At 41.0% G+C, this 23,635-nt stretch carries 22 protein-coding genes, 2 tRNA genes and 1 riboswitch; of the genes, 12 read left to right on the forward strand and 12 right to left on the reverse strand.

What is annotated here, in order from left to right:
- The first annotated feature begins 16 nt into the window (after positions 1–16).
- The 3 genes from dctA (at position 17) to F903_RS04435 (ending at position 2,436) form a co-directional block, all read left to right on the forward strand.
- On the forward strand, positions 17–1,279 hold the full coding sequence (gene dctA, locus F903_RS04425) for a C4-dicarboxylate transporter DctA (protein WP_005194880.1): 1,263 nt from the start codon (positions 17–19) through the stop codon (positions 1,277–1,279).
- Positions 1,280–1,407: 128 nt separating this feature from the next.
- Positions 1,408–1,818 (forward strand): GFA family protein, encoded by a 411-nt coding sequence (locus tag F903_RS04430; protein WP_005194882.1) that lies wholly within the window; start codon positions 1,408–1,410, stop codon positions 1,816–1,818.
- A gap of 15 nt (positions 1,819–1,833) precedes the next feature.
- On the forward strand, positions 1,834–2,436 hold the full coding sequence (locus F903_RS04435) for a flavin reductase family protein (protein WP_005194887.1): 603 nt from the start codon (positions 1,834–1,836) through the stop codon (positions 2,434–2,436).
- A gap of 39 nt (positions 2,437–2,475) precedes the next feature.
- On the opposite strand, the gene F903_RS04440 is transcribed toward F903_RS04435, so the two are convergent.
- Positions 2,476–3,723: a winged helix-turn-helix domain-containing protein gene (locus F903_RS04440; protein WP_005194889.1), complete on the reverse strand. Its 1,248-nt coding sequence runs from the start codon at positions 3,721–3,723 to the stop codon at positions 2,476–2,478.
- A 236-nt stretch (positions 3,724–3,959) separates the two neighbouring features.
- On the opposite strand from F903_RS04440, the gene F903_RS04445 reads away from it, so the two are divergent.
- Positions 3,960–4,625 (forward strand): hypothetical protein, encoded by a 666-nt coding sequence (locus F903_RS04445; protein WP_005194891.1) that lies wholly within the window; start codon positions 3,960–3,962, stop codon positions 4,623–4,625.
- Between the two features lie 49 nt (positions 4,626–4,674).
- Here the strand turns inward: F903_RS04445 and F903_RS04450 are convergent, their stop codons facing one another.
- Positions 4,675–5,007, reverse strand: a complete 333-nt coding sequence (locus F903_RS04450) for a HopJ type III effector protein (RefSeq protein ID WP_005194893.1) — start codon at positions 5,005–5,007, stop codon at positions 4,675–4,677.
- A 134-nt stretch (positions 5,008–5,141) separates the two neighbouring features.
- A riboswitch (Fluoride riboswitch) is annotated at positions 5,142–5,208 on the forward strand.
- A 130-nt stretch (positions 5,209–5,338) separates the two neighbouring features.
- Between F903_RS04450 and crcB the strand changes: the two genes are divergently transcribed.
- Both crcB and F903_RS04460 read left to right on the forward strand, forming a co-directional pair.
- A complete protein-coding gene (crcB, locus tag F903_RS04455; protein WP_004668476.1) occupies positions 5,339–5,719 on the forward strand; it encodes a fluoride efflux transporter CrcB in 381 nt (126 codons plus the stop codon).
- 15 nt (positions 5,720–5,734) lie between these two features.
- Positions 5,735–6,064, forward strand: coding sequence for a DUF190 domain-containing protein (locus F903_RS04460; protein WP_005194895.1), 330 nt, complete (start codon positions 5,735–5,737; stop codon positions 6,062–6,064).
- 112 nt (positions 6,065–6,176) lie between these two features.
- Here F903_RS04460 and F903_RS04465 read toward each other — a convergent pair whose 3' ends face one another.
- From F903_RS04465 to F903_RS04485, 5 genes are all read right to left on the reverse strand, one after another.
- Positions 6,177–6,431, reverse strand: coding sequence for a type B 50S ribosomal protein L31 (locus tag F903_RS04465; protein ID WP_004668481.1), 255 nt, complete (start codon positions 6,429–6,431; stop codon positions 6,177–6,179).
- 145 nt (positions 6,432–6,576) lie between these two features.
- Complete coding sequence (locus F903_RS04470; protein WP_005194897.1) at positions 6,577–7,869, reverse strand: ABC1 kinase family protein; 1,293 nt, start codon at positions 7,867–7,869, stop codon at positions 6,577–6,579.
- Between the two features lie 165 nt (positions 7,870–8,034).
- The gene (locus F903_RS04475) at positions 8,035–8,754 is read right to left on the reverse strand and encodes a hypothetical protein (protein ID WP_005194899.1); all 720 of its coding nucleotides are present in this window, start codon (positions 8,752–8,754) and stop codon (positions 8,035–8,037) included.
- A 150-nt stretch (positions 8,755–8,904) separates the two neighbouring features.
- Complete coding sequence (locus F903_RS04480) at positions 8,905–10,251, reverse strand: MATE family efflux transporter (RefSeq protein ID WP_034594843.1); 1,347 nt, start codon at positions 10,249–10,251, stop codon at positions 8,905–8,907.
- Positions 10,252–10,270: 19 nt separating this feature from the next.
- Complete coding sequence (locus F903_RS04485; RefSeq protein WP_004668485.1) at positions 10,271–10,732, reverse strand: DMT family transporter; 462 nt, start codon at positions 10,730–10,732, stop codon at positions 10,271–10,273.
- Between the two features lie 140 nt (positions 10,733–10,872).
- On the opposite strand from F903_RS04485, the gene hemW reads away from it, so the two are divergent.
- Positions 10,873–12,027: a radical SAM family heme chaperone HemW gene (gene hemW / locus F903_RS04490; protein WP_005194903.1), complete on the forward strand. Its 1,155-nt coding sequence runs from the start codon at positions 10,873–10,875 to the stop codon at positions 12,025–12,027.
- Between the two features lie 128 nt (positions 12,028–12,155).
- Here the strand turns inward: hemW and F903_RS04495 are convergent.
- From F903_RS04495 to F903_RS16640, 5 genes are all read right to left on the reverse strand, one after another.
- Positions 12,156–12,231 (reverse strand) — tRNA-Lys (locus F903_RS04495).
- 123 nt (positions 12,232–12,354) lie between these two features.
- Positions 12,355–12,430 (reverse strand) — tRNA-Lys (locus F903_RS04500).
- A 215-nt stretch (positions 12,431–12,645) separates the two neighbouring features.
- Positions 12,646–14,487 (reverse strand): long-chain-acyl-CoA synthetase, encoded by a 1,842-nt coding sequence (locus F903_RS04505; protein WP_005194904.1) that lies wholly within the window; start codon positions 14,485–14,487, stop codon positions 12,646–12,648.
- A gap of 189 nt (positions 14,488–14,676) precedes the next feature.
- Positions 14,677–18,087 (reverse strand): Rne/Rng family ribonuclease, encoded by a 3,411-nt coding sequence (locus F903_RS04510; RefSeq protein WP_005194906.1) that lies wholly within the window; start codon positions 18,085–18,087, stop codon positions 14,677–14,679.
- A gap of 92 nt (positions 18,088–18,179) precedes the next feature.
- Positions 18,180–18,401 carry a hypothetical protein gene (locus tag F903_RS16640; protein WP_171063372.1) on the reverse strand — a complete coding sequence of 74 codons (222 nt, stop codon included), beginning with the start codon at positions 18,399–18,401 and terminating at the stop codon, positions 18,180–18,182.
- 474 nt (positions 18,402–18,875) lie between these two features.
- Here F903_RS16640 and F903_RS04515 point away from each other — a divergent pair, with 474 nt between their 5' ends.
- From F903_RS04515 to F903_RS04535, 5 genes are all read left to right on the forward strand, one after another.
- Complete coding sequence (locus F903_RS04515) at positions 18,876–19,808, forward strand: RluA family pseudouridine synthase (protein WP_005194907.1); 933 nt, start codon at positions 18,876–18,878, stop codon at positions 19,806–19,808.
- 20 nt (positions 19,809–19,828) lie between these two features.
- The gene (locus F903_RS04520) at positions 19,829–20,503 is read left to right on the forward strand and encodes an HAD-IA family hydrolase (RefSeq protein ID WP_171065206.1); all 675 of its coding nucleotides are present in this window, start codon (positions 19,829–19,831) and stop codon (positions 20,501–20,503) included.
- A 70-nt stretch (positions 20,504–20,573) separates the two neighbouring features.
- Positions 20,574–21,272, forward strand: coding sequence for a helix-turn-helix transcriptional regulator (locus F903_RS04525; protein ID WP_005194911.1), 699 nt, complete (start codon positions 20,574–20,576; stop codon positions 21,270–21,272).
- Between the two features lie 51 nt (positions 21,273–21,323).
- Positions 21,324–21,932: a glutathione S-transferase family protein gene (locus F903_RS04530; protein ID WP_005194913.1), complete on the forward strand. Its 609-nt coding sequence runs from the start codon at positions 21,324–21,326 to the stop codon at positions 21,930–21,932.
- Between the two features lie 424 nt (positions 21,933–22,356).
- Positions 22,357–23,409: an MBL fold metallo-hydrolase gene (locus F903_RS04535; RefSeq protein WP_005194915.1), complete on the forward strand. Its 1,053-nt coding sequence runs from the start codon at positions 22,357–22,359 to the stop codon at positions 23,407–23,409.
- Positions 23,410–23,635 lie beyond the last annotated feature (226 nt).

Here is a 23,635-nt window from a genome sequence, read left to right on the forward strand (position 1 = left end):
GGTTGATGAATTTACGATGTGGCAAAAGCTTAAATCCAGTTTATTTCTTCAGGTGGTTCTGGCATTAATTCTTGGGATTATTGTTGGTATCAGCTTTCACGATTTCTCTTTAGCATTGAAGCCTTTAGGCGATGGCTTTATTTCTCTAATCAAAATGTTGATTGCACCGATTGTTTTTTGTGTGGTAGTGCTTGGTCTATATGGTGCCAATGACATCAAGAAAATGGGAAAGGTCGGTGCAAAAACGATTTTATATTTTGAGATTGTGACCAGTATTGCGCTGGTGTTGGGGATCGTCATTGCTTATGTATTTAAACCTGGTGTCGGGATGAATATCGATATCAGTAAACTCGACGGAAAGGACCTCAGTGTTTATACCGAGCGAGCACATACGATGGGTACGGGATCCGATTTTCTTCTACACATTATTCCAAAAACCTTTGTTGATGCATTTGCCAGTGGTGACATTTTACAAGTTTTACTGATTGCGATTTTGTTTGGTATTGCACTCTTGTTGATCCCAAAACATTTGGGTGATTTGGTCTGTCAGGCACTTGAAGCATTTTCTGAAGTATTCTTTAAAATGATGGGCTTGATCATACGGCTAGCACCAATTGGGGTGTTGGGTTCAGTGGCATATACCACCGCAAAGTTTGGTGTCGATTCACTGCTTCAACTCGGTTATCTGGTGTTGTTGTTTTATGTGACTTGTATTTTATTTGTGCTGATTATCTTAGGTGGGATTCTTAAATTTGCAGGGTTAAATATTTTTAAATTCCTGAATTATTTTAAAGAAGAGTTGTCCATCGTATTGGGTACTGCATCTTCTGATTCTGTTCTGCCACAGATTATGAAAAAGCTCAAAAATCTAGGGATTAAGGATTCCACAGTTGGTTTAGTGATCCCAACGGGTTACTCATTTAATTTAGACGGATTTTCTATTTATTTAACACTGGGTGTGATTTTTATCGCTCAGGCCTGCAATATTGATCTATCCATGCACGATCTTCTGGCTATTTTACTGGTGTCATTGGTGACCTCAAAAGGTGCACATGGTATTCCTGGCTCTGCATTGGTTATTCTGGCAGCCACTTTGTCGGTCATTCCGAGTCTTCCAACCATAGGTTTAGTGTTGTTATTATCCGTGGATTGGTTTATCGGGATTGTACGTGCTTGTACCAATCTGATCGGAAACTGTGTGGCTACAGTCGCAATCGCGCATTGGGAAAAGGATATTGATCATGCACGTGCACGGGCAGTATTGGATCAAAAGGTTTAGCTGGCGCTTTATTTTGAGAAGAATAGTTTGAGTAAATTGAAAAGTCTCATCTAAATGCTATTCACGATTTGCATGGTGTGCTGATCTCGCCTATATTTTTACGTGAAAATTCATTTAAGGAATAAGAAATGTCTCAGACTACACCTGTATATCAAGGTCGTTGTTTATGTGATGGGATTCATTATGAGATTCACGGTGAAATTGGCGAGATCATCCAATGTCATTGTCAACGTTGCCGTAAAGCCAATGGAACCGCTTTTGCGACCAATGCACCGATTAACAGTGCAGATTTTAAAATTATACAAGGCGAGAATTTAATTAAAAAGTTTGCAACAGCAGGTGTTTACCGTTGGTTTTGTGGAGAATGTGGTTCGCCATTGATTAGTTCGCGCGATGCACAGCCAGAGCTTTACCGCCTAAGAATCGGTACCTTAGATACGCCTTTACAGCAAAAACCGAGTATGCACATCTTCACTGCATCCAAAGCCGAGTGGGACTGCATAGCCGATGATTTACCACAATATGCTGAACGTCCTTAAACGAAGTATCTGATTATGATTTTTGAGACATCGAAATTAGAGGCAAATGAAATCTATAGATTATTGGTGGGCGGAATTACCCCTCGACCGATTGCGTGGATAAGCACTGTATCTGCTGATGGGGTTGCCAATATCGCACCCTATTCATTTTTTAATGTAGCCAGTTGCAATCCGCCTATTCTTTGGTATTCGCAAGTAAATCCAAGAACTGGCAATGATAAAGATACCTTAAGAAATTTGATCGACACCAAAGCGTGTGTGGTACATATCGTCAATGCTCAGTTACTTGAAAAGATGAATTTGACATGTGCTTCACTTCCATCGGAACAAAGTGAATTTGATTTTGCTGAGATTGAATCCTGTCCAAGCCATCAAGTGCAGCCTTTGTCGGTCAAAGATTCTATGATTCGATACGAGTGTCATCTAAGAGAAGTGATTCAACTGAGCACGTTGCCATCGGGTGGAACAGTCGCTTTGCTTGATGTGAAATCCATATATGTGGATGATCGCTTATGGGATGGCAAAATGATTGATCAACAGCAACTCGACAGTGTCGGGAAAATGGGTGGTGATTTTTATAGTTTGAGCACTGAATTGCGAACACTTAAACGACCATAAAACAGTGGGTAGAGTAGGAGCTGAGACACCTCCTATTTTTTATTTTATTGTTAAGGTTTCATTTTCAAACTGAATGTTATCCCAGCCATTTTTAATAAACTCATGAATCGTACTTGATAATTCAATTGGGCTAATACGTGATATATAAATTGATTGGCAGTGATTAAAAAGTACAAAACGATGTAGTGTTTTTAGAAAAGGTATTAACCACAATGCGATATCAATTTCTGTATTTTCAATATGCAGATGAATTAACTCAAACTGAGCGCTTTTACGGTGAGCTTTACAATCCACCCGACCAATAAAAACATCACCAAATAAAATAGGCAAACAAAAATATCCATATTTTCTTTTTGCTTGCGGCGTGTAACATTCAAGACGAAAATCAAAGTCAAAGCAGGTTTTTACGCGTTCACGATGAATGATTGAGTTGTCAAAAGGTGAGAGTAAGCAAAGGTTGCTATGATCCGTGTTATAGGTTTTTTCAAGTAAATCAGTGCGCACATAGATCGTTTGTATTTCATTTCCTTCGAACTTTTGGATGATTTTATCCTCAAGCATTTGACTTAGAATTTTTTCAACATTTTGACGTAATATTTGTCCCTTTTTTAAATGTGTTATTTGCTTAATGGTGGTAAAGCCATACGCTCTAAGATAAGTCTTGACGAGATATTCAGCGTATTCAAATGCGGTTGGTGGCGTGGTATTGATCGTACTGGGCAGCACCCTTTCACTAAGATCATAAACTTTTTCTATGCCATTTCTGGCACAAATCATGAGATCCCCTTGCATAAAAAGCTGCTCAAGCGCGATTTTCGTTGGTTTCCAATTCCACCAACTGCTATTACTTTTACTTAAGCTTTCAAAATCTCTGGCTTTTTGCGGTCCCTCAATACGGATTTTGTCGTACACATTGTGCATGACTTGAGGATCCGCTTTAAAATAACGAGATTCACCATTTTTAATGCTTAGCATTTGCGGTAAAGCATAGCGAAAATCTTGCATGGGCAAATACGACGCAGCATGAAACCAGTATTCAAATATTTGACGTTCTGCGACTAATTGCTCAAGCAGTTGTGGCTGATAATCTGGAATTCTTGTCCAAAAAGTATGATGATGTGCCCGAGAAACCACCGATAAAGTATCAATCTGCACATATCCAAGCTGCTGTAAGGTCGAAAGAACAGCCAATTTTCCTGAGCCAAAAGGTTTTTTGTGATTCAGACCTTGCGCTTCTAATGTAATTAGTCGTAGTTTTTTTAATAGATCAGCTTGGTTAATCGTCATTATTTCCCTCAGGTATTTTTTATTCAAACATTTGTTATTTCGCTGAATATTACATTTCTAAATTTCACACCTTCAAGAATCATTCAGTCGAAATTGAAAAGTATTTCACGATGAGATGTGCGGTCGGTAAAGGCGTGCATTATTTTATCAAGTGATAAAATGAAACTTCTTTTTCTGCGCGGCATTGGCTATTATTAGAACATAAAATATTTTAAATCAATTTATTAAGAGTATTTATGAATACTGAATTATCTTTAGAGAAACAAGAGCAAAAAGAAATTTTACCATTTTCGCCCAAAAACTTATGGATGCTGTTCTTCCAACCCAAGACGTTTTTTTCTCTGCCGGCAAGCTATCATCATCGCAGTATTATGATCGCTGCCTATTTAATAGGTGTGTTTTCTGTCATGGATCGAGTCGATCAAAAGTTGCTTCAAGCAGAATTTGGAAATCGTACATCGTTAATGCTTGATATTACAGATGCTTGGTGGAGTTATTGGTTACTCGTTTTAGGGCTGGGAACGATCTCTGCTGTAATTGTTTGGTTGATACACGGTTGGTGGTATAAAAAGCGTTTACAGTTTTCAGGCGCCAAAGACGCAGACCCACAACTGGCCCGACATATTTGGGCTTTACAATCTTTGGTCACAGCTTTGCCTGTTATTATTGTCACAATATTACAGACATTGATGTATAGCAGTTATCTTGATGCGTATCAAAACTCATCAATTTTGAACTTGGTGGTAATTCCCTTTATATTTTGGTCATGTTGGGTGAGCTATCGAGCTGCAACCTCAGTGTTTAATACTAACGGATGGGCGAAGTTTTGGTTTCTGGCATTCCCGATCACGTTTTATGTGCTAGCAATGGGGCTTTTGACCGCTTTAATGGCAAATGCATGATCGGTATAGGATAGCAAGCAGGAAGGGAAACCTTCCTGTCTTTTCAATATCAACGGGCAGTTAGCGCCTCACCCTCAAATTTCACACCATCCCAACCATTTTGCATAAATTGACGAATGTTTTGGTGATCCGTTCCTTCTGGTGTCGCAAGCACAGAAGCGTAATGCTCAGCAAATAAACTTAAGGTTTCTTCAGCATTTAAGCCTTCAATTTTAGCAAAAGAAAAAACTTTGGCACTGCCTTGATTTTCCGTTGCAGCATTAAATTGTACACCATTTTGAAAAGCAGTTGGAGTGTGTTGATAGCGTGCTTCAATAAATGCCAACACATCTGCAAACTTGGCAGAACCTGCTTTTAATTGCGCTAATAATGTTTGAGCCATTTTAAAATTCCATGTGTATAAAATGAATGCGAGCATCATAACATGAGGAAACTGTGGATAACTGAATGCTTATGCACAGTTTCCTTACAACCCAAAAAGATCGGTTGAGTTGTCTAAAAATTATGTTATTTTAGAAAAATAAAGGAGATGGTATTCCTCCTGTAACAAACCGCCATTGTGGCTAATGATGCCTACGTGACCCTAAACAGGGAGCGTAGCTGTGTGCGTGCTCTGTTTAATTTAAGAGTTCGCCGATGAAAAGCTTCCAGAAGAATATTGATCAATCCATGCAGAATACTTTTTCTTCTCCAAGTTTAATTTTGGAGTCATGATGTATTATTCCTTAATTTCAATTGCAATGGGTTCTGTGCTCGGTGCATGGTTGCGTTGGTTTATTGGTTTAAAACTCAATCCCATCTTTCCCAATATTCCTTTGGGTACGGTCACCGTTAATTTTGTTGGTGGCTTTATTATTGGCTTTGCGATTTCATATTTTTCTCAAAGCTCTTTGAGTCCCAACTATAAACTGTTTGTGATTACAGGATTCTGTGGTGCACTTACCACCTTCTCAACCTTTTCTGCTGAGATCATTGCTTTGTTGCAAAGTGGCAAATTGGAATATGCGGCACTCACGATTCTAATTCACGTTTTGGGTTCATTGTTGTTTACGATTTTGGGCATGAGTTTACATCAATGGCTAAGTACGGCTTAGTTTTGGAGTGATGAAATGAATGGATTTTTAATTACTTTTTATACGGCTCAGAATCGACAATATGCAGGTCAATCAATTGTAGAGTGGTTGTTGGACATCGCAAAACAAATGGATTTGCGTGGGGCAACGGTGATCAATGCCAGTCAAGGTTTAGACCATCGCGGTCAATTTCATTCTGCTGGGTTCTTTGAGCTAGCGGATCAGCCTGTACAGATACAACTTGCAGTGACTGCTGAACAGGCAACAAAATTATTAAATTATCTCAGTGATAAACACGTTGCTTTGTTCTATGTCAAAACACCGATTGAGTTCGGTTTTATTGGGCAAGCGTCACTCGACGTTTAACCAATAGATGTCAGAGATAAAATTTAGACATAAAAAAAGAAGTCTAAGCGGAGGAGATAATAGCCTTAGACTTCGAATTCTTTTACTTTAATCGTTTAACCTTAAAATTAGATTAAGACTTACGATTAAAACGTGCAAAGCGTTTGTTAAAGCTTGCAACACGACCTTCATTGCTTGCTTGACGTACTTCACCTGTATAGAACGGATGCGATGCACTTGAAATATCTAAGGTTACATATGGGTAAACTTGACCTTGATATTCTTTAGTTTGTTTCGTTTGAAGTGTGCTGCCAATCAAAAAGTAGGCATCAGCATTGGTGTCATGAAAAAGCACTTGTTGATAAGCAGGATGAATATCTTTACGCATTTGAAATACTCCTATTGTTTATAGAAATGTTATAACATAACAATAAATGGAGTCAATCTAATCTATTTCAAGTTATAGTTTCAATTGGAGCAAAGCGTAAAAAAAAGCCCTTTATCCATGCTTCGAAAAAAAGGGCTATATTTATTTAACTTGGTACTAACTCTTCAAACAGATCATTCAGGTTGTCATGCACTTTAAGGTGAATTAAGTTCCAGTAGTGTCCTGAGATGGTACGGTTCACCATTAAAGTATCTGGAGAGGGCTTAAATACATCCCAATATTTCAATGACTTTTTCACCAGACGCATACCATCGTGATGAGATGAATTTTCTGCAAAGTCATAATGAGTACTTAATGGACGTAATAAAATTTCGATCCATTGCACATACAGCTCACTTGGGAATTTTTGTTTTTCAGCAATCGAGTGTAACTCAACCAACAAATCTTCCACTTGGGCAATATCTTCGTGGCGGGCGGCGTTTACCAATGCTTTAAAATGCTGAATGATCTCAGGAGATAGGGTTTTAACACTGCCATAATCGTAAATGATGACAGTTCCATCTTCACGAAAGGCAAAGTTCCCCGGATGAGGATCACAATGGAAACGTTTTAAGAAAAACATTTCTTGTCCTAAAGCACGAATTAAGCGACGACCGATTTGATTGCGTGTGTCAACCGACCAAGTGCTTGCGGTTTCAATGGATTCACCTTGTTCTAAACTTAAGGTCAGCACTCGGCGAGAAGAATATTCTTTAAAAACGCTTGGAATGATGACTTGATCATCCAGACTTTCATGGAAAGTTCGAAACACCTCTAGATTTTGTGCTTCAATTTCATAATTCAGTTCAGCAGAGAGGCTGTCTTGGATTTCTTGAAACAATTGATCTTGCAGTTTTTTATCTATTTTTAAAACACCCATCAGGCGTAAGGCTAAACGGACTTGTTTTAAATCACTTTCGCAGGCTTGGTCGACACCAGGATATTGCACTTTGACCACAACAGCTTGCCCATCGGGCAGCACAGCACGATGTACTTGACCGATTGAAGCTGCTGCAAAAGGTTCTGACTCAAAAGAGCTAAAGATATCTTTTAGAGGTTTTCCGAGTTCTTTTTCGACTTGTTGTTGGATCGCAGCAAAGGGCATGGCAGGAGCTTGACGTTGTAGTTTTGCGATTGCTTTAGCAACTTCAGGTGGAAAAATATCTTTATATTGCGAAGCAATTTGTCCAACTTTCATGACCGCGCCTTTCATTTCTCCAAGCGTATCGGCAATTTGTAGACCGACCTCTTGAAAGAATTGACTACGTGCGGCATTTTTTTGGTCTTCATCTGCGGTAAGATTTCGAATCGAATTGGCAACACTTTTGCTGGCAATACTTGCGGTCATACCAGCCAGTTTGAAAAAACGTTTACTGGGAGAGCTTGCATGTTTTGCCATTTTACTTGACCTCGATCAATCTAATTTTATTGTGATGTTTTGATCATAGGCGACAAAGCTTAAATTGCCTATAACAAAATGTTAAGGGATGTAAGTTGGAGGATCACATGCGTTTCCCACGTGTGTTGCAAGCACATGTGGGTGATCTCATATGATTGACAGTTTTTATTTTGCACATTGTTTCAGTTTTTTAATGATAGGTGCTGCATTGTGCCATTCAATATCTAAGAGCATTTTTCCATTATCGGACAATCTGAATCTTTGTGTGTCACTCATTCCATTTAACATCGCAGTTAGCCCAGGGACAGCAAACATAATCGTGCCAACGTCTCTTGTTTCTCTGTAATTGAAGACCTGAAGGGTTTGGGCGGGTTCGTCATCCTGCTGGAGGGTGATTTTCATTTTTTTTACGCTTTTCGGCTTAGGAAGCTTCACACCTTGAAATATAAGCCAAGCATCTGGCTTTGGTTGTTGAAACCCCATGATGGTGATCACACCGCCTATTACGCCGTCATTAATGTTACTTGTATATTTGGCAAACGTTGCAGCGCATAAATTGCCTTCTGGGGTAGCGGTGGAATCGATATTCCAGATGCCTTGTGAGAGTGCTTGTCTTTTTTTCTCGTCTTCTTTTTCTCGTTGTTTTCTCGCCTCTTCCAATTCACGCATTTGCTCTGGGGTTTTTAAATATTTGCCGTAGTCCACAGGAGCTCGATCAGAGCCAATGGCATCAATGGCAGCCCGACGGTCACGCATCAAGTCCCAGCCCGTATATTCATACGGAGGACTGCAACCATTGCCATTGAACTGCATGCCAGTCGGGCAGGCCACTGCCGTAACTGGAAACAACAGGGTAATGAAAAATAAAATCCCTAAAAATTTCATGGTGTATATTCCTTATTCCTATTTTAGCTGCTGTTTGATGTGTTGATTTTTAGATACAAACAGAGGATTTCCTGTTCGAGGATATGAATTATTAAAACTGATTTTCCTATACTTTTTGGTCGTATAGGTTTAATCAATTATGTATGAACTTTACACACCAGCCAAACGTTTATTATTTAAATATAAACGTCCAATCAAGAATACACAGGCAATACTTAAGCCAATAATCAGTCCTAGCCAAACCCCTGCCACGCCCCAAGCGGTATAACGAGCCAAATATAAGCCGATTGGGAAAGCAATCACCCAGTACGCCATCAAGGTAATCCACATCGGTGCTTGCGTGTCTTGCATGCCGCGTAAACAACCTGCTGCACTGACTTGCCACGCATCCATCAACTGATAAGCCATTGCAAACCAAAGTAAATACATCGCGACAGGAAACACATCTAAATCAGTGGTATAGACTGCTACGATATACGGTCGTGCAATCGCGATCAGGATCATAGTACATGCTGCAAAAAAGGTCGCACTCATCAGTCCAATTTTTTGAACTTGGCGCATGGCTTGCCAATTTTTCTCACCATAATACATCCCGACGCGAATGGTTAATGCGATCGCCAAGGACAACGGAATCATAAATAGGACTGAGGTGACTGAGATTGCAATCTGATGCGCTGCAATCGCATTTTCCCCTAAGGGACTTAATACCAGTGCGCCTGTACTAAAAATACTGACTTCAAAGAAAATAGCCAAACCAATCGGTAAGCCTAAGAGTAAAATCCGTTTTGTCCATGCTGGATCAATTTTTTCCCATTTTGTAAAGATTGGAACGTGTTGGTAGGCTTTGGCTTTGGAAATATAAAGGGCTAAACTGATCAGCATCAACCACTGTAAAATCGCAGTAGCAAAGCCACAGCCAGCGCTGCCTAATGCGGGGATTGGACCCAAGCCGTACATAAAGATTAGATTCAATGGAATCAGCGCCACCAGTGCAACTAAGCTGATCACCGTGACAGGGCGGGGATGACCCAATGCTTCTGAATAACTCCGTAGCGCGGCATACATCATCACCGCAGGCATACCAAAACCAATCGCATGTAAAAATAAACTGGCTTTCGGTATTAAGCTTTCAGGTACCCCAAATACTGGTAATAACCACGGCAGCGTTTGCATAATTAACAGGGCAATTGTACCCAAAATAGCGGCAACCCATAGCGACTGACGGGCAATAGTCGGGATTTTTTCAGGTGTTTTAGCGCCTCTTGCTTCTGCAACAAGCGGAGTCGTTGCAATCATGATACCTGCAAATAGCAGCATAACAGGCATCCACAAACCGACACCCACTGCGATGGCTGCGAGATCAGCAGCAGATAAGTGGCCCGCCATAATGGTATCAATGAGGCCAAAGCCTGCCTGAGCAAACTGTGTCATTAGGATGGGTAACATTAAATGAAACAGATGTTTAAGTTCAAACCGTGCGCTGGTGATGTGGGACACTAAAAATACTCTTAAGGAATTAACGCTGTAACGTGAGTAAAACACCGATAAAAATCACGATACTGCCAAGGAGACGTTGCCAATTGATTGGCGTTTTATCTGTACCTAACCAACCAAAATGGTCTAGTAACATTGAAATAACCATTTGTCCGAAGATGACCAAACCTGAAAATGTGAGAAATCCCAATTTTGGAGCAGTATAAATGCTCATACTGATCGCATAAACCCCAAGTAAGCCTCCGACCCATAAAAACCAAGGAATATGTGAAAGTTCACTTAAATCAGGTTTTGCTGCACTTTGAAAATAGACTAAAAACCCCAAGATCACTGTACCGACTAAAAATGACAGAAATGCAGCTTGCAGTGGAGAATGTAAATATTCTCTCAGTTGAGCATTAATCGCAGTTTGAAAGGCCATTGCCACACCGACACCTAGGGCGAGGGGGAGAAAAAGGAGCAATTGGCTAGAAATTTTCATCATATGATTGGTCTAATTGTTATTTATGCTGACAGTCTAACTGAATACAAACATGATGGTAAGTCAGTTGGCGTGTTTGAAGTCACAACAGCGTCTAAGGTAGTCGTGTTAAAATAATGAGGTTCTGTTATTGAGCCTGTACTTTGAGTCATTTAAACCCAGCAAATATTCCACTTTCACTGTATATCCATATGCCTTGGTGCGTGCGTAAATGTCCTTATTGTGACTTTAATTCGCATGCGGTACCTGATGGGCAATTGTCCATGGATTTAGAGCAGCAATACTTAGCTGCATTGGTGGCCGATTTTGAAACGCAAGTGGAAATGGCGCAAGGACGTTCAATTCATAGTGTGTTTATTGGGGGAGGTACGCCATCTCTCATTTCTGCCCAAGGTTACACATGGCTCTTTGATCAGCTCAAAGCGCGTCTAAATTTTGAATTGGGTTGTGAAATTACTTTAGAAGCCAATCCCGGCACAGTCGAACATGATCCCTTTGCAGATTATTTGGCTGCGGGCATTAATCGCTTGTCGATTGGCGTGCAGAGTTTTGATACCGAACATTTACAACGCTTAGGACGGATTCATTCTGCCAACAATGCGCTTGATGCGATTCAGCAAGCCCGACAAGCGGGTTTTGAACGGGTCAACGTGGATTTGATGCACGGTTTGCCACAACAGACGCAAGAACAGGCTTTAATGGATCTTAGGCTTGCGGTTGAGCACGGCGCAACGCATATTAGCTGGTATCAACTGACCATTGAACCGAATACGGTTTTTTTCCGAACTCAGCCAGTATTACCAAAAGATGATGTTTTGGAATATATCCAAGAGCAAGGCGAGGCGTATTTAAAAGCCAATGGTTATCTCAATTATGAGGTTTCTGCGTGGCGTAAAGAATTGCCATCGACGCATAACTTGAATTATTGGCAATTTGGGGACTATTTAGCGATTGGAGCAGGGGCACATGGCAAAGTCACTTATCCTGATGGTGTTTATCGTTTCCAAAAAACACGTTTGCCTAAAGATTATTTAGCCAAGGTTCCTGCCGATCACGTACAAATGAAACGAATCGAAGCAGATGAGTTGCCATTTGAGTTTATGATGAACGCCTTGCGTTTAAATGACGGCGTAGATGCTGAGTTGTATGCGCAACGAACTGGGCTGGATTTGAATGATTTGAGCGAAACCTTAAATCAACTTCGTGAAAAGAGGTTATTGGTTGCAGATCTCAATAAAATTGCTTGTACTGAACAAGGGCATGTCTTCTTGAATTCGGTATTAGAAAAGTTTTTATAAGGAGAGGGTGACTTTGAGTAAAAGTACTTGAAGTCATTCAATATATTTTGTCATCGTTTAGACATATACAATTTATATGATAGCCAATAAAAAAAACCTCATCAAAAATGATGAGGTTCTTTAGAATTTGGTGGGTCGTCCGCGATTCGAACGCGGGACCAACGGATTAAAAGTCCGCTGCTCTACCAGCTGAGCTAACGACCCTGAGCGAGGATAAGTAAAACAACGTTTTACCTGAGCGCAAGAGAAAATCTTTGATTTTCTATGGCGTTACACCTCTTACAGGCATTTGTAAAATACATTTTACAAACTTTCAAAACAAATAAGTGGTGGGTCGTCCGCGATTCGAACGCGGGACCAACGGATTAAAAGTCCGCTGCTCTACCAGCTGAGCTAACGACCCTGAGGAGTAAAAATTGATTGTTAATCAATTTTTATGACGCAAGAGTAAATCTATAACGTCATTCCAATCAGAGAGAAGTAAAACTTCTAAACACTGTATCGTTTTGATGCTGCGTATTCTAGCAACTTATTCAGCTAACACAAGAGGAAATTTAAAAACAGCCGCATGATTGTTTATAAAAAGCACGATTTCCTCTTGTTTAGCTAAAAAACGAACTAGAAACGGTATTGATAACTTTGAATATTGTCAAAGATTTCAGCATTTACATCACAATAGCGCGTTGCACCTGGTAGTAAAACCAATAAACGCTCATCGGTTTTACTTGGGTCAAAGCCATCATCTTTCAGCTTATTCTTTTGATATTTAAAAGTACCTGTGGTTTCAACTTTAGCCTGTACACGTAGAAATACTGGGATTGCGTATGCAGGTAAGCATTTCTTGAATACATCGACCATATCGGTGAGGTCGGATTCATTTAGCTTTTCACCATCTACAAGTGTGATGGCTGCCATACCTGCACGACCATTGGTATTTGGGATTTCTACTCCATACACCACTGCTTCGACAATTTTGTCATATTCGCAAACCATGTTTTCAACTTCAGTTGTAGAGACATTTTCACCTTTCCAACGGAAGGTATCTCCTAAACGGTCTACAAACTGCGCATGACGGAAGCCAATATCACGAACTAAATCGCCAGTATTGAAGTATGAATCGCCTTTGACGAAGACATCTTTCAAGATCACAGATTTGTTCTTTTCTGGATCAGTGTAGCCATCAAATGGAGAACGGCTGGTAATTTTACCAACGAGTAAGCCAACTTCACCTGTCTTCACTTTCTTGCAGTAGCCTTTTTTGTCACGAACAAGTTCGTTCTTTTCTTTGTCAAACTCAACAATGGCATAAGGTGTAGGAGAGAAGCCAACGGTATTGTCGAAGTTGAAAATGTTGCTAAAGCCAACGTTACCTTCGCTTGATGCATACAGCTCAAGGACTTCTTCAACACCAAAGCGCTCTTTGAACTTGCTCCAAATATTTGGACGCATACCGTTACCAATCATTTTGGTGACACGATGATTGCGATCAAGCTCTGTGACAGGAGCATCCATGAGATATCGGCATAATTCACCAACATAACCAATCGCTGATGCATTGAATTTTTGTACGTCTTTCCAGAATGCACTGGTTGAGTATTTACGGCGTACCGCTAATGTTGCGCCACCTGCAATAACACCACACCAACACACCACGACACCAGTGGCATGATAAAGGGGCAATGTCACGTACATCACGTCATCTTTACCTAGATTGAGGATATGACCGTAAGTACCGTAAGCTAGCGTCCAGCGGCTATGGGTAAAGATTACAGCTTTAGGCAAGCCGGTTGTACCTGAGGTGTAAATATAAAATAAACCATCTTTACCCATTACGGTACGTGTGGTTGAAGGATTGAACTTTGGAAATTGATCAATTTCTTGAGCGAGGTTGGCATAGTCTTTAGGTGCTGTGCCTGCATCCTTGCGTGTTTCTTGATCCGCAAACCAATGAAAGCGATCTTGAGCAACCTTGAGGTCTTGACGAGCTTCATCAATTGCAGCACGAACTTCTTCACCTGCAATCACGGCGATTGGGTTGACTAAGTTGATGCTGTGCGCCAACACTTTACCAATTTGAGAGGTATTAACCAGTGCAATGGTCACCCCAATTTTTGCTAAAGCAACGATCGTGGCAATCAATTCAGGACGGTTTTCCACCATCACCGCGATGACATCACCTTTTTTTGCACCAAGCGATAAATAGTAATGTGCAATCTGGTTTGCCCATTCATTGAGTGCTTGGTAGCTGTAGCTTTGATCTTCAAATAATAACGCGATACCTTGTGGGTTACGTTTTACTGCTTTTTCAAAAGCGACCCCTAAGCCAGCTGGAGAAGTTGGCGTTCGCAAATATGCTTGTTTAAGACCATTCAGAATATGAGGTACTTTGGTGAGAAAGTTTGGAAGTCGAGTTGCGACATCACCAAGAGTAATAATATCGGTCTGCGTAGTTTGGCTCATATCAATCCTATTTATTTTTCGATCAATCCAAAGGTGGCTATCTGTGAGAACATAACCATTAACATCATTGTTAGCGATGTTGTTTTTAATCGCAAGTTCCTAGAGCAATCAACCTAATTTGACAAAATAACAAAAAAGCCTAGTCACCGAAATGACTAGGCTCTTGATTATTGAGTGCGATTTAGCAAATTACTCATTGCTAGGAACACTCTTTTTCGGTGGACGTCCACGTGGGCGACGAGGGCGGTTAGATTTTTCTTTCTCGATTCTAGCCGCAGCCTCTTCTTCTGATTCTGGTGTTTCAGGATCTGAAGTTGGCTCCTCAGTTTCAGTCGCTTGTGTTGGTTCTACTGTTTTCTCTACAGCAACTGCTTTTGATTTCGCAGCAAGTTGTGGTTTTTCAACCGTTTTAGCAGGAGTCGCTTCAACTTCAGAAACTTCGGTTGTTGCCAGTTCTAGCGGTTGTTGCTCAGGCGTTACCGCAACGGTTTCCTCAGCGACAGCAGCAGTGACTTCTGTTTCCTTCACTTCTTCTTTAACGTCAGTGTTTTCTACAGGTACAGGCACTGCTTCTACTGGAGCTGGGGCTGCCGTTGAGCTTAAATGTGCTTCTTTGGCTTGCTCAGCAGCAAGTTTAGCTAAACGACGACGCTCACGAGGGTCATTTGCAACACGAATAGAAGATGCTTCAGGTGGCGTGAGTGCTAACACTGGTGCAGGTTCTGCTTCTTCGGTTGGTTTTTGGCTCGGAAGTTCAACGTCACGAGTGACTGGGCGTTTCTCCTCAGTTTCGGTTGTTTCAACCACGAGGCTGCTTGCATATTGTTCAGCGAACTTTTGTAAAGCACGATTGAACGTCGTAATTAAACCAAATTGCTCAATTAAAATGGTGCAATCTTCACCATAAACATGACGAATCAAGCTGCTAAGTGTGTATTGTCCCAAGCTTGGAATTTGCGATGGGGCAATTTTCGGCACCGCTTTTTGGTTCGTTTGAGCTTTACGCTGCTGACGATGGCGCGAACGTGGATCATTCGCTGCACGTTTTGCTGGTGCTTGTGCGACTTCAGCGACAGGTGTTTCTACAACCACTGGTTGTTCTGACACAGGTGCTGTCTTCGCAGTTTCAACCGCTGCTGCCACAGATTGAGTTGGCTCTGCTTTTACTGCAGGAGCAACTTTCTGTTGTGGATTAAGTGCAACAATTTCACTTTGACCTTGATCAATGTTCACAATCAATGCTGTGTTCATTGGTTCAGTACGTGGCGCATCAATCACAGCAACTTTAACTTGTTGTGGATTCTCTGCTACTGGAGCAGCAGGTGCTTCATTTAAAACGCTTTGATCACGGTGACGATTTGGTCGATTTGGTCGTTGTTGATTGCGTTCACGACGTGGCAACGGTGTAGCATCATTTCCATGAGCAGCATCATTCTGCTGTTGTTGGTTTTGAGGCTCTTGTGGTTGCTGGCGTTTCTGCTGGCGCTTCATCTCACGTTGTTCGTGACGCTGTTCTTGACGAGAGAGCTGTACGACTTCTTCATGCACAGGAGCAGACGCTTGTGGTTCATGTGCATGTACATGCACGTGTTGTTCGCGTTGCTCTTTGTGTTTACGCTTCTTCTGATTTTGCGATTGGTTTTGAGATGGATGTGGACGATGTGGTTTTTCGTCTTTATCAAAAGATTCGCGTGCTTCTTGTTTCACAGGAGGTTGTGACATATAAGCATTGTTGCTTACGGGTGCTGTTACCACTTCTGATGCAACAGGTGTTGGGATCGCAACTTGACCAAATTGGCCACGACTGATCGCACCATTGTTCACCATTTGTTCAATGCTTGCCGCAGCATTTTGTGCAGAACGAGACTGATCAGTGGTTTGTGCTTGTTTTTGAACAAATAAGTTCTCTAACCATGCACATGGACTCGTTGAAGTCTGTGGTTTTGCTTGAGTTTGTGATGGTTGTTGAGCAGCTTGCGTTTGGCCAGCTTTTTTCTGTGGTGCCGCTGTCTGGTTTTTGACAGGTGCAGCATGTTGATGCTCAGCATCCTCTATATGCCATTCAGAAGATTCATAGCCCAGTTCTTTTTCACTTGAGCGAGTTGCTTCTGTACGTTCATAGCTTGAAGGTGCAAAACCTTCTGGATTGAACTGGATTTGATAATGCGGTGTTTCTAAGTGTGGGTGAGGAAGGATCGTAACCCGCACATTTGAGGTTTGTTCAAGATAAACAAGACTATGACGCTTTTCATTCAATAGGAATGCTGCGATTTCAACAGGCACTTCAACTTGAACTTCACCTTGACGTTCACGTAATGCAATTTCTTCAACTTTACGCATGATCGAAAGTGAAAGAGAACGTAAGTCACGAACCATACCTGTGCCATGACAGCGAGGGCAGACATAACCTGTTGCTTCTTCTAAAGACGGACGTAAGCGTTGGCGGCTCATTTCCATCAAACCGAAACGTGATAACTGACCGAACTGAATACGTGCGCGATCGCTTTGCGTTGCTTCACGAAGTTTCGCTTCAACCATACGTTGGTTGCGGTCTTTTGTCATGTCGATAAAGTCGATCACCACCAATCCACCGATATCGCGTAAACGCAATTGACGAGCGATTTCTTCCGCAGCTTCTAAGTTGGTATTTAAAGCAGTTTCTTCAACATCGTGTCCGCGAGTAGATTTTGCAGAGTTGATATCAATCGAAACAAGCGCTTCTGTTTGGTCAATCACAATTGAACCGCCAGAAGGAAGTTTTACTTCACGTTCGTAAGCAGTTTGGATTTGGCTTTCGATACCAAAGTGAGCGAATAAAGGCTCATTTAAGGTATAGGTTTTCAATTTGTCGAGTTGACGTGGCATGACAGCTTTTACGAAGTTATACGCTTCGTTATACGCTTGTTCGCTATCAATTAAGATTTCTGAAACATCATCACGCAAGTAGTCACGGATTGCACGTGTGACCACACCCGCTTCTTGATGCACCAACATTGGCGATGGGCCAGTGCTTGAGGTGCTTTGAATTTGAGCCCAAAGATCAAGTAAATGTTGCAAGTCGAGTTGCAGTTCTTCTTGCGTACGACCGATGCCCGCAGTGCGTACAATCACGCTCATGCCGCGAGGAAGATTTAATGACGCTAAAATTTCTTTCAGCTCTTCACGGACTGAACCTGAAATCTGACGGCTAATACCACCACCTTTCGGGTTGTTTGGCATTAATACTAAATAGCGACCAGCAAGTGAGATAAAGGTTGAAAGTGCAGCACCTTTGTTGCCACGTTCTTCTTTTTCAACTTGAACCAGTAACTCAGTCCCTTCGGTGATGAGTTCACGAATATTTGAGGTTTGGCGAGGGTCAGCTTTGAAATACGAGTTTGCAATTTCTCGCATTGATAAAAAGCCTTGACGCTGTGCGCCGTACTCGACGAAAACCGCTTCTAAAGACGGTTCAACGCGAGTGACATGACCTTTATAGATATTTGATTTTTTCTGTTCACGAGTACGATTTTCTAAATCGAAATCGTAAAGACGATTATCAGTGATAAGTGCAACGCGAACTTCTTCGGCGTGGGTTGCATTAATCAACATACGTTTCATGGGTGTGACACCTAATAGTGATGCACACAAACAACGAGCTCAATACTTTTGAACAAACATCAAGTTGGCGCGATCAAGACTCAGAAGCAACTTTATATATGATGCTCTGAAACCACTGACTGTAATATCCAGTTTCGGGCTTTGATACGATTCTTTCGATGTAAGCAATTCTGCTTCAATCTTGGAGCTATTGGTATTTCATCCATGTCATGCATCTGTGAAATACCACTAGACCCGATGTAATCAAAGTGTCCTGTACGCTTCACTGGCGGGTGAGCGGTGCATTGGATGGTGACTTTCATTGTCTTAAGCATTGAAGTCGATCCATCTGGAAGTCTCGATACGGAATGATCATCGTATCTGTGCTTAGCAGTTCCAATGCATCAACGCTTTAGCCTGAATGCGACATCAGGGAGCAAATTGTCTGATGTGGATCAGTTTACGTTTAATAACCAACAAATTTGCTGGCGACATATTTTTTATGAACAAACTGTATGTGCAGATGCACAATTAAACGCAACAGTTTGTCATTTTGCCGATATAATAAGCCTTCGGCGTCGGCATAATTCTTTAGGACCTATTCGAGCTATTGGTGAGTTTCTCATCTATCTGAAATTTTAACTAAATAAAATTTTTGATTTGACGCTCACTTACGAGGGTATCCGTGTGATGAATATACCAAACCTTGCGGCATCTGCCTATGGGCTAAGTTTAGGTTTCTTGTGAAATAACTTAGCTAAATGATCATTTTTTAATCATATTTAGTAAATCTTGGATTAATCGAGCGTATGAATTCTACACAGCAATGGCAAAGTGTCACTTGGTTTGAAGTGGATGAGCATCAATTAGGGCAGCGAATTGATAACTTTTTATTTACCCGATTGAAAGGTGTGCCAAAAAGTCGAATTTATCGTTTAATTCGCGAAGGGCAAGTTCGTATCAACAAAAAACGCGTGAAAGCAGAGACGCGTTTGGTGATTGGGGATCAAATTCGTGTCGCACCAATTCGCTATGAACAAAAAGATGAAAGCGATGTACCTGTGAGTGATGGTGTGGCGCAAAGCTTACTCAGTCGTGTCGTGTATGAAGATGAAGGGCTGTTGGTAGTGAATAAGCCATCTGGTATCGCAGTACATGGTGGTAGTGGTGTTGCGTATGGCTTAATTGAGGCTTTACGTGCCGCGACGGGGAAAAAATATTTAGAGTTGATTCACCGTATTGACCGTGATACCTCTGGTTTGGTGATGATCAGTAAAAAGCGGAGTACCTTAAAACTGCTACAGGATTTACTGCGCGAGCATAAAATACAGAAAACCTATACTGCGATTGTAAAAGGGCAAGTCAGTTTGGATCAACAAATGATTGATGCACCTTTACTTCGCTATGAGCTTTCTAACGGTGAGCGTCGGGTTCGCGTCACCAAAGAGGGTAAACCGAGTAAAACCGAATGGAAGGTGGTAGAGCGCTTTAAAACAGCTACCTTGATCAATGCCTCACCGTTATCGGGTCGTACCCATCAAATTCGTGTGCACGGTTTAAGTATTGGTCATCCGCTGATTGGCGATGATAAATATGGACACAACACACCTTATGCGGGTCCAGAAGCAAGACGCTTGTGTTTACATGCGATGCGTTTGGAAATACCAAACTATCCCGTGATTGAAGCGCCGATGCCTGAGGATATGCAACAGGTGATAGATGAGTTGAGAAAAAAGCCTTGAGCCAAATTGATAAAATAGCAATCAGTCACAGCATTGAGCTGGTGATTTTTGATTGGGATGGCACTTTATTCGATTCCGTTGGGCAGATTGTGGCAAGCTTGCAACATGCAGCACAACAATTCCAGCAACCGTTAACGGATGAAGCTGCGAAAAGTATTATTGGTTTGGGCTTGCCTGAAGTGATGCAAATCTTATTTCCTCAAGTGCCACATTTACAGCAAGATATTTTGCAATGCTATGCAGATCATTATGTTGCTAACTCTAAAGGTGATGCTTGGTTTAGTGGCGTTGCTGAATTACTCATGGATTTAAAGCAGCAAGGTTTAAAACTTGCGGTTGCCACAGGGAAAAGTCGGAAAGGTTTAGATCGTGTACTCAGTCAAACCAATAGCCATGATATTTTTGATATTACCCGTGCTGCCAGTGAAACCAAGTCCAAGCCTGACCCGTTGATGCTGCAAGAAATTCTTGCCGAAATGCAGGTGGATGCGGCACGTGCGATTATGGTGGGGGACACCAGTTATGATCTTGAGATGGCACAAAATCTGAATATGCATCGTATCGGTGTGAGTTATGGTGTGCATAGCATTGAAACTTTACAACGTTATCAACCTTTAGCGATTGCTCATAATGTTCAGGAATTACAGGATTACTTACAGCGTATCTTGCAGGTGAATGCTTTAACAGAAAGTTAAGCCATTTGAAGATGATAAAAAAGATGGGGAAGTACGCTTTCCCATCAACCATAATAAAAATAGGAAAACCATGAGTCGTTCAATTCGCCTGCTCAATCTTTTACAACTGTTAAGAGAATATCGCTATCCTGTGACTGCACAGGTATTGGCTGAGCGCTTGCAGATCAGCCAACGTAGTATTTATCGTGACATTGAGAGTTTACGAGCACAAGGGGTCAATATAGAGGCTGCCGCCGGTGTAGGTTTTCAACTTAAAGAAAATTTCTTACTCCCGCCGATGACCTTAAATGAAACTGAAATAGAAGCCATTTTCTTGGCTTTAAATTGGTTGAATGACATTCCAGATCAAGCCTTAAAATCTGCATCAACTTCGGTGTTGGCAAAGTTAAATGCCGTATTACCTGAACATTGCCAGCATTTATTGCAGCAAACCACTTTAAGAGCTTTCAATGTTTGGTTGCCTGTCGATGAAAAATGGGTTGAGCAAATACGTTTGGCGATTCGGCAACAAGTCAAAATTTCAATGAACTATGCGGACGAACAGCAACGAATAAGCGCTAGAACTGTATGGCCGTTTGCGTTGGGGTATTTTAATGACAAAATCGTTTTAGCTGCTTGGTGTGAGTTGCGTAATGATTTTCGAAATTTTCGGATTGATCGTATTCAACAATTAACCTTGAGTCAGGACGTGTACCCCCAATTTAAACAACAACTCTTTCAACAATGGTGGATAAAAGAAGTCTGCCATTCGACTACTGACAGAAACTGACAATCAAAAAGAGTAAATTTAAATAAGACCAACAAACAAGGAAAAATGAAAATGACACTTAAACTTTATACCAATTCTCAATCTCGTGGTGTGGTGGTCGATTGGCTACTGATCGAACTTGGCATTGAATGTGAACGCATTGAAGTTGCCTTTGAAACGGAAATGAAAACGCCTGAATATTTAAAAATTAATCCCTTTGGCAAAGTTCCTGTTTTGGTTGATGATGGGGTTGTCATTTATGAGTTAGGCGCTATTTGTGCTTATTTGGCAGATAAGTTTATAGAAAAAGGTTTAGCACCTGCATTGGATGATCCTCAGCGCGGTATTTACTATCGTTGGCTGATGTTTATTTCTGGACCGTGGGATGCCGCATCGACCAATAAAATGCTCGGTATAACTATAAAACCAGAACAGAAGATGTTTGTTGGATATGGTGACGATCAAGATGTTTATACTGCTTTTGTGCAGGGATTAAGTGAAGCAGATCCATATTTGTGTGGGGCTCAGTTTACTGCGGCGGATGTGATGGTCGCCGCGATGTTATTTTGGCAGTTAAAAATGAATGAAATAGAACCTCATCCTGCAATAGAACGTTATTTAGAAAATGTCAGCCAACGACCAAGTTATCAACAGTTCGCTGCATTTTTTAGTAACGTATAAAAAATAGATTTCTTTCATCAATTCCCTTGCGAAACTTCAATCGTTCCTCATGCTCCCGATGGGAGAAATATAAAGAGGCTAAATAGTGATGAAACAGTTCTAATAAACTAAAGCAGAAAACAGTCGTATTAATCGGCTGTTTTTTTTTATTCATTTTAGGTTTTGGAAAAAATGGATTACGTCAGCTTACATAAATTAAGTAAACAATGAGGATCAGCAATAAAATTATATTGACTCGACTAGAGAAAATCAGCATAACTAAGAACCTTATGTGAGGATTGAAGTCGATGATTTGGATGAAATAAAATCCTTTAAAAATTATACAATCTATTGATTTGATAAAATTTAGATTGAAAGACTTCTTATCATTTAATACATATTCGCTGATGCCTCATGCGATTGGATTCCACCAAAGAAGACGTACATGAAAGATAAGCCGACATTAACCTATCAATTGCCGACACAATCTTGCTTGAGCCACACTTGGGAGAAACCTCCATTTCCACACGAGGCTTCTGAGCATTCTGGTATTGATCGTTTTTATAATCTAGAAAGACCTTTAACATCGTTGGGTCGTAAAGCTTTATTTAAATGGCTTGCGACGCGTAAGTCTTTTACATGGCGTGTTGATCCTGCGCAAGAATTGAATCTGCGTAATCAGATGTTGGAATTGCCACAAAACCGTCCGCATGCAGATCTCAATGATTGGCAAATGTGGTTTATTGGTCATGCGACTGTTTTGATTCAAATTGGCCCTTATAATTTTTTGACTGATCCTGTTTGGTGTGAATATGCCAGCCCAAGACAAGGGCGAGGGCCGCAACGTGTGTGTACCGCAGGCATAGCTTTAGAGCATTTGCCAACTATTCATGGGGTTTTGCTGAGTCATAATCATTATGATCACATGGACTTAGCAACTCTGGATTGGTTACATCAGAAGTTTGAAATGCCAATTTATACAGGTTTGGGCAATGGCTATTACATGCCGAAACACTTTCATGTCATTGAAATGGATTGGTGGCAGGAAATCCCGTTTCATGATGAATTAAAGATCGCTTATACCCCTGCGCAGCATGCTTCTGGACGAGGATTTAGAGATCAAAATCGGGCGTTATGGGGTGGCTTTTCACTTTTAGCTAAAACGGGGCATTGTTTCTTTGCGGGTGACTCGGGCTATGGGGGACACTTCAAACAAATTCATGAACGTTATGGTGATGCAAGGGTTGCATTATTGCCTATTGGTGCATATGAACCGCGTAAATTGATGCATTATGTGCATATGAATCCACAGGATGCATTCCACGCTCATTTAGATCTCCATGCCCACCGTTCTTTGGCGATTCATTATCGAACTTTTCAGTTGACGGATGAAGACCGTGATACGCCAGAACATGAATTGATGCATGCAATGAAATCATCTTCAAGATTGATTAGTCCTTTTTATTGTATTCGTGAAGGGCATTTTATACGGGTGTAACTTTAAGATTTATCGATCTGATTCCATGATGAAAAATTCATGGTTTTTTTATGCCTAGAGTTTTATTAATGGGCGCTATGAATTTTAAATTTTGGTCAAAAATAGTTTTTTGCATCTTAATGGGGCGTCTTGGGGTTTTATTATGGTATGTATTTTTTTAATATTTGGTTAAAAGTATATTTATGTGATGAGTTGTATTTTGGCATGTTTAATGCATTTATGATTT

This window comes from Acinetobacter sp. NIPH 298, from assembly GCF_000369505.1.
Taxonomy (GTDB): Bacteria; Pseudomonadota; Gammaproteobacteria; order Pseudomonadales; family Moraxellaceae; genus Acinetobacter.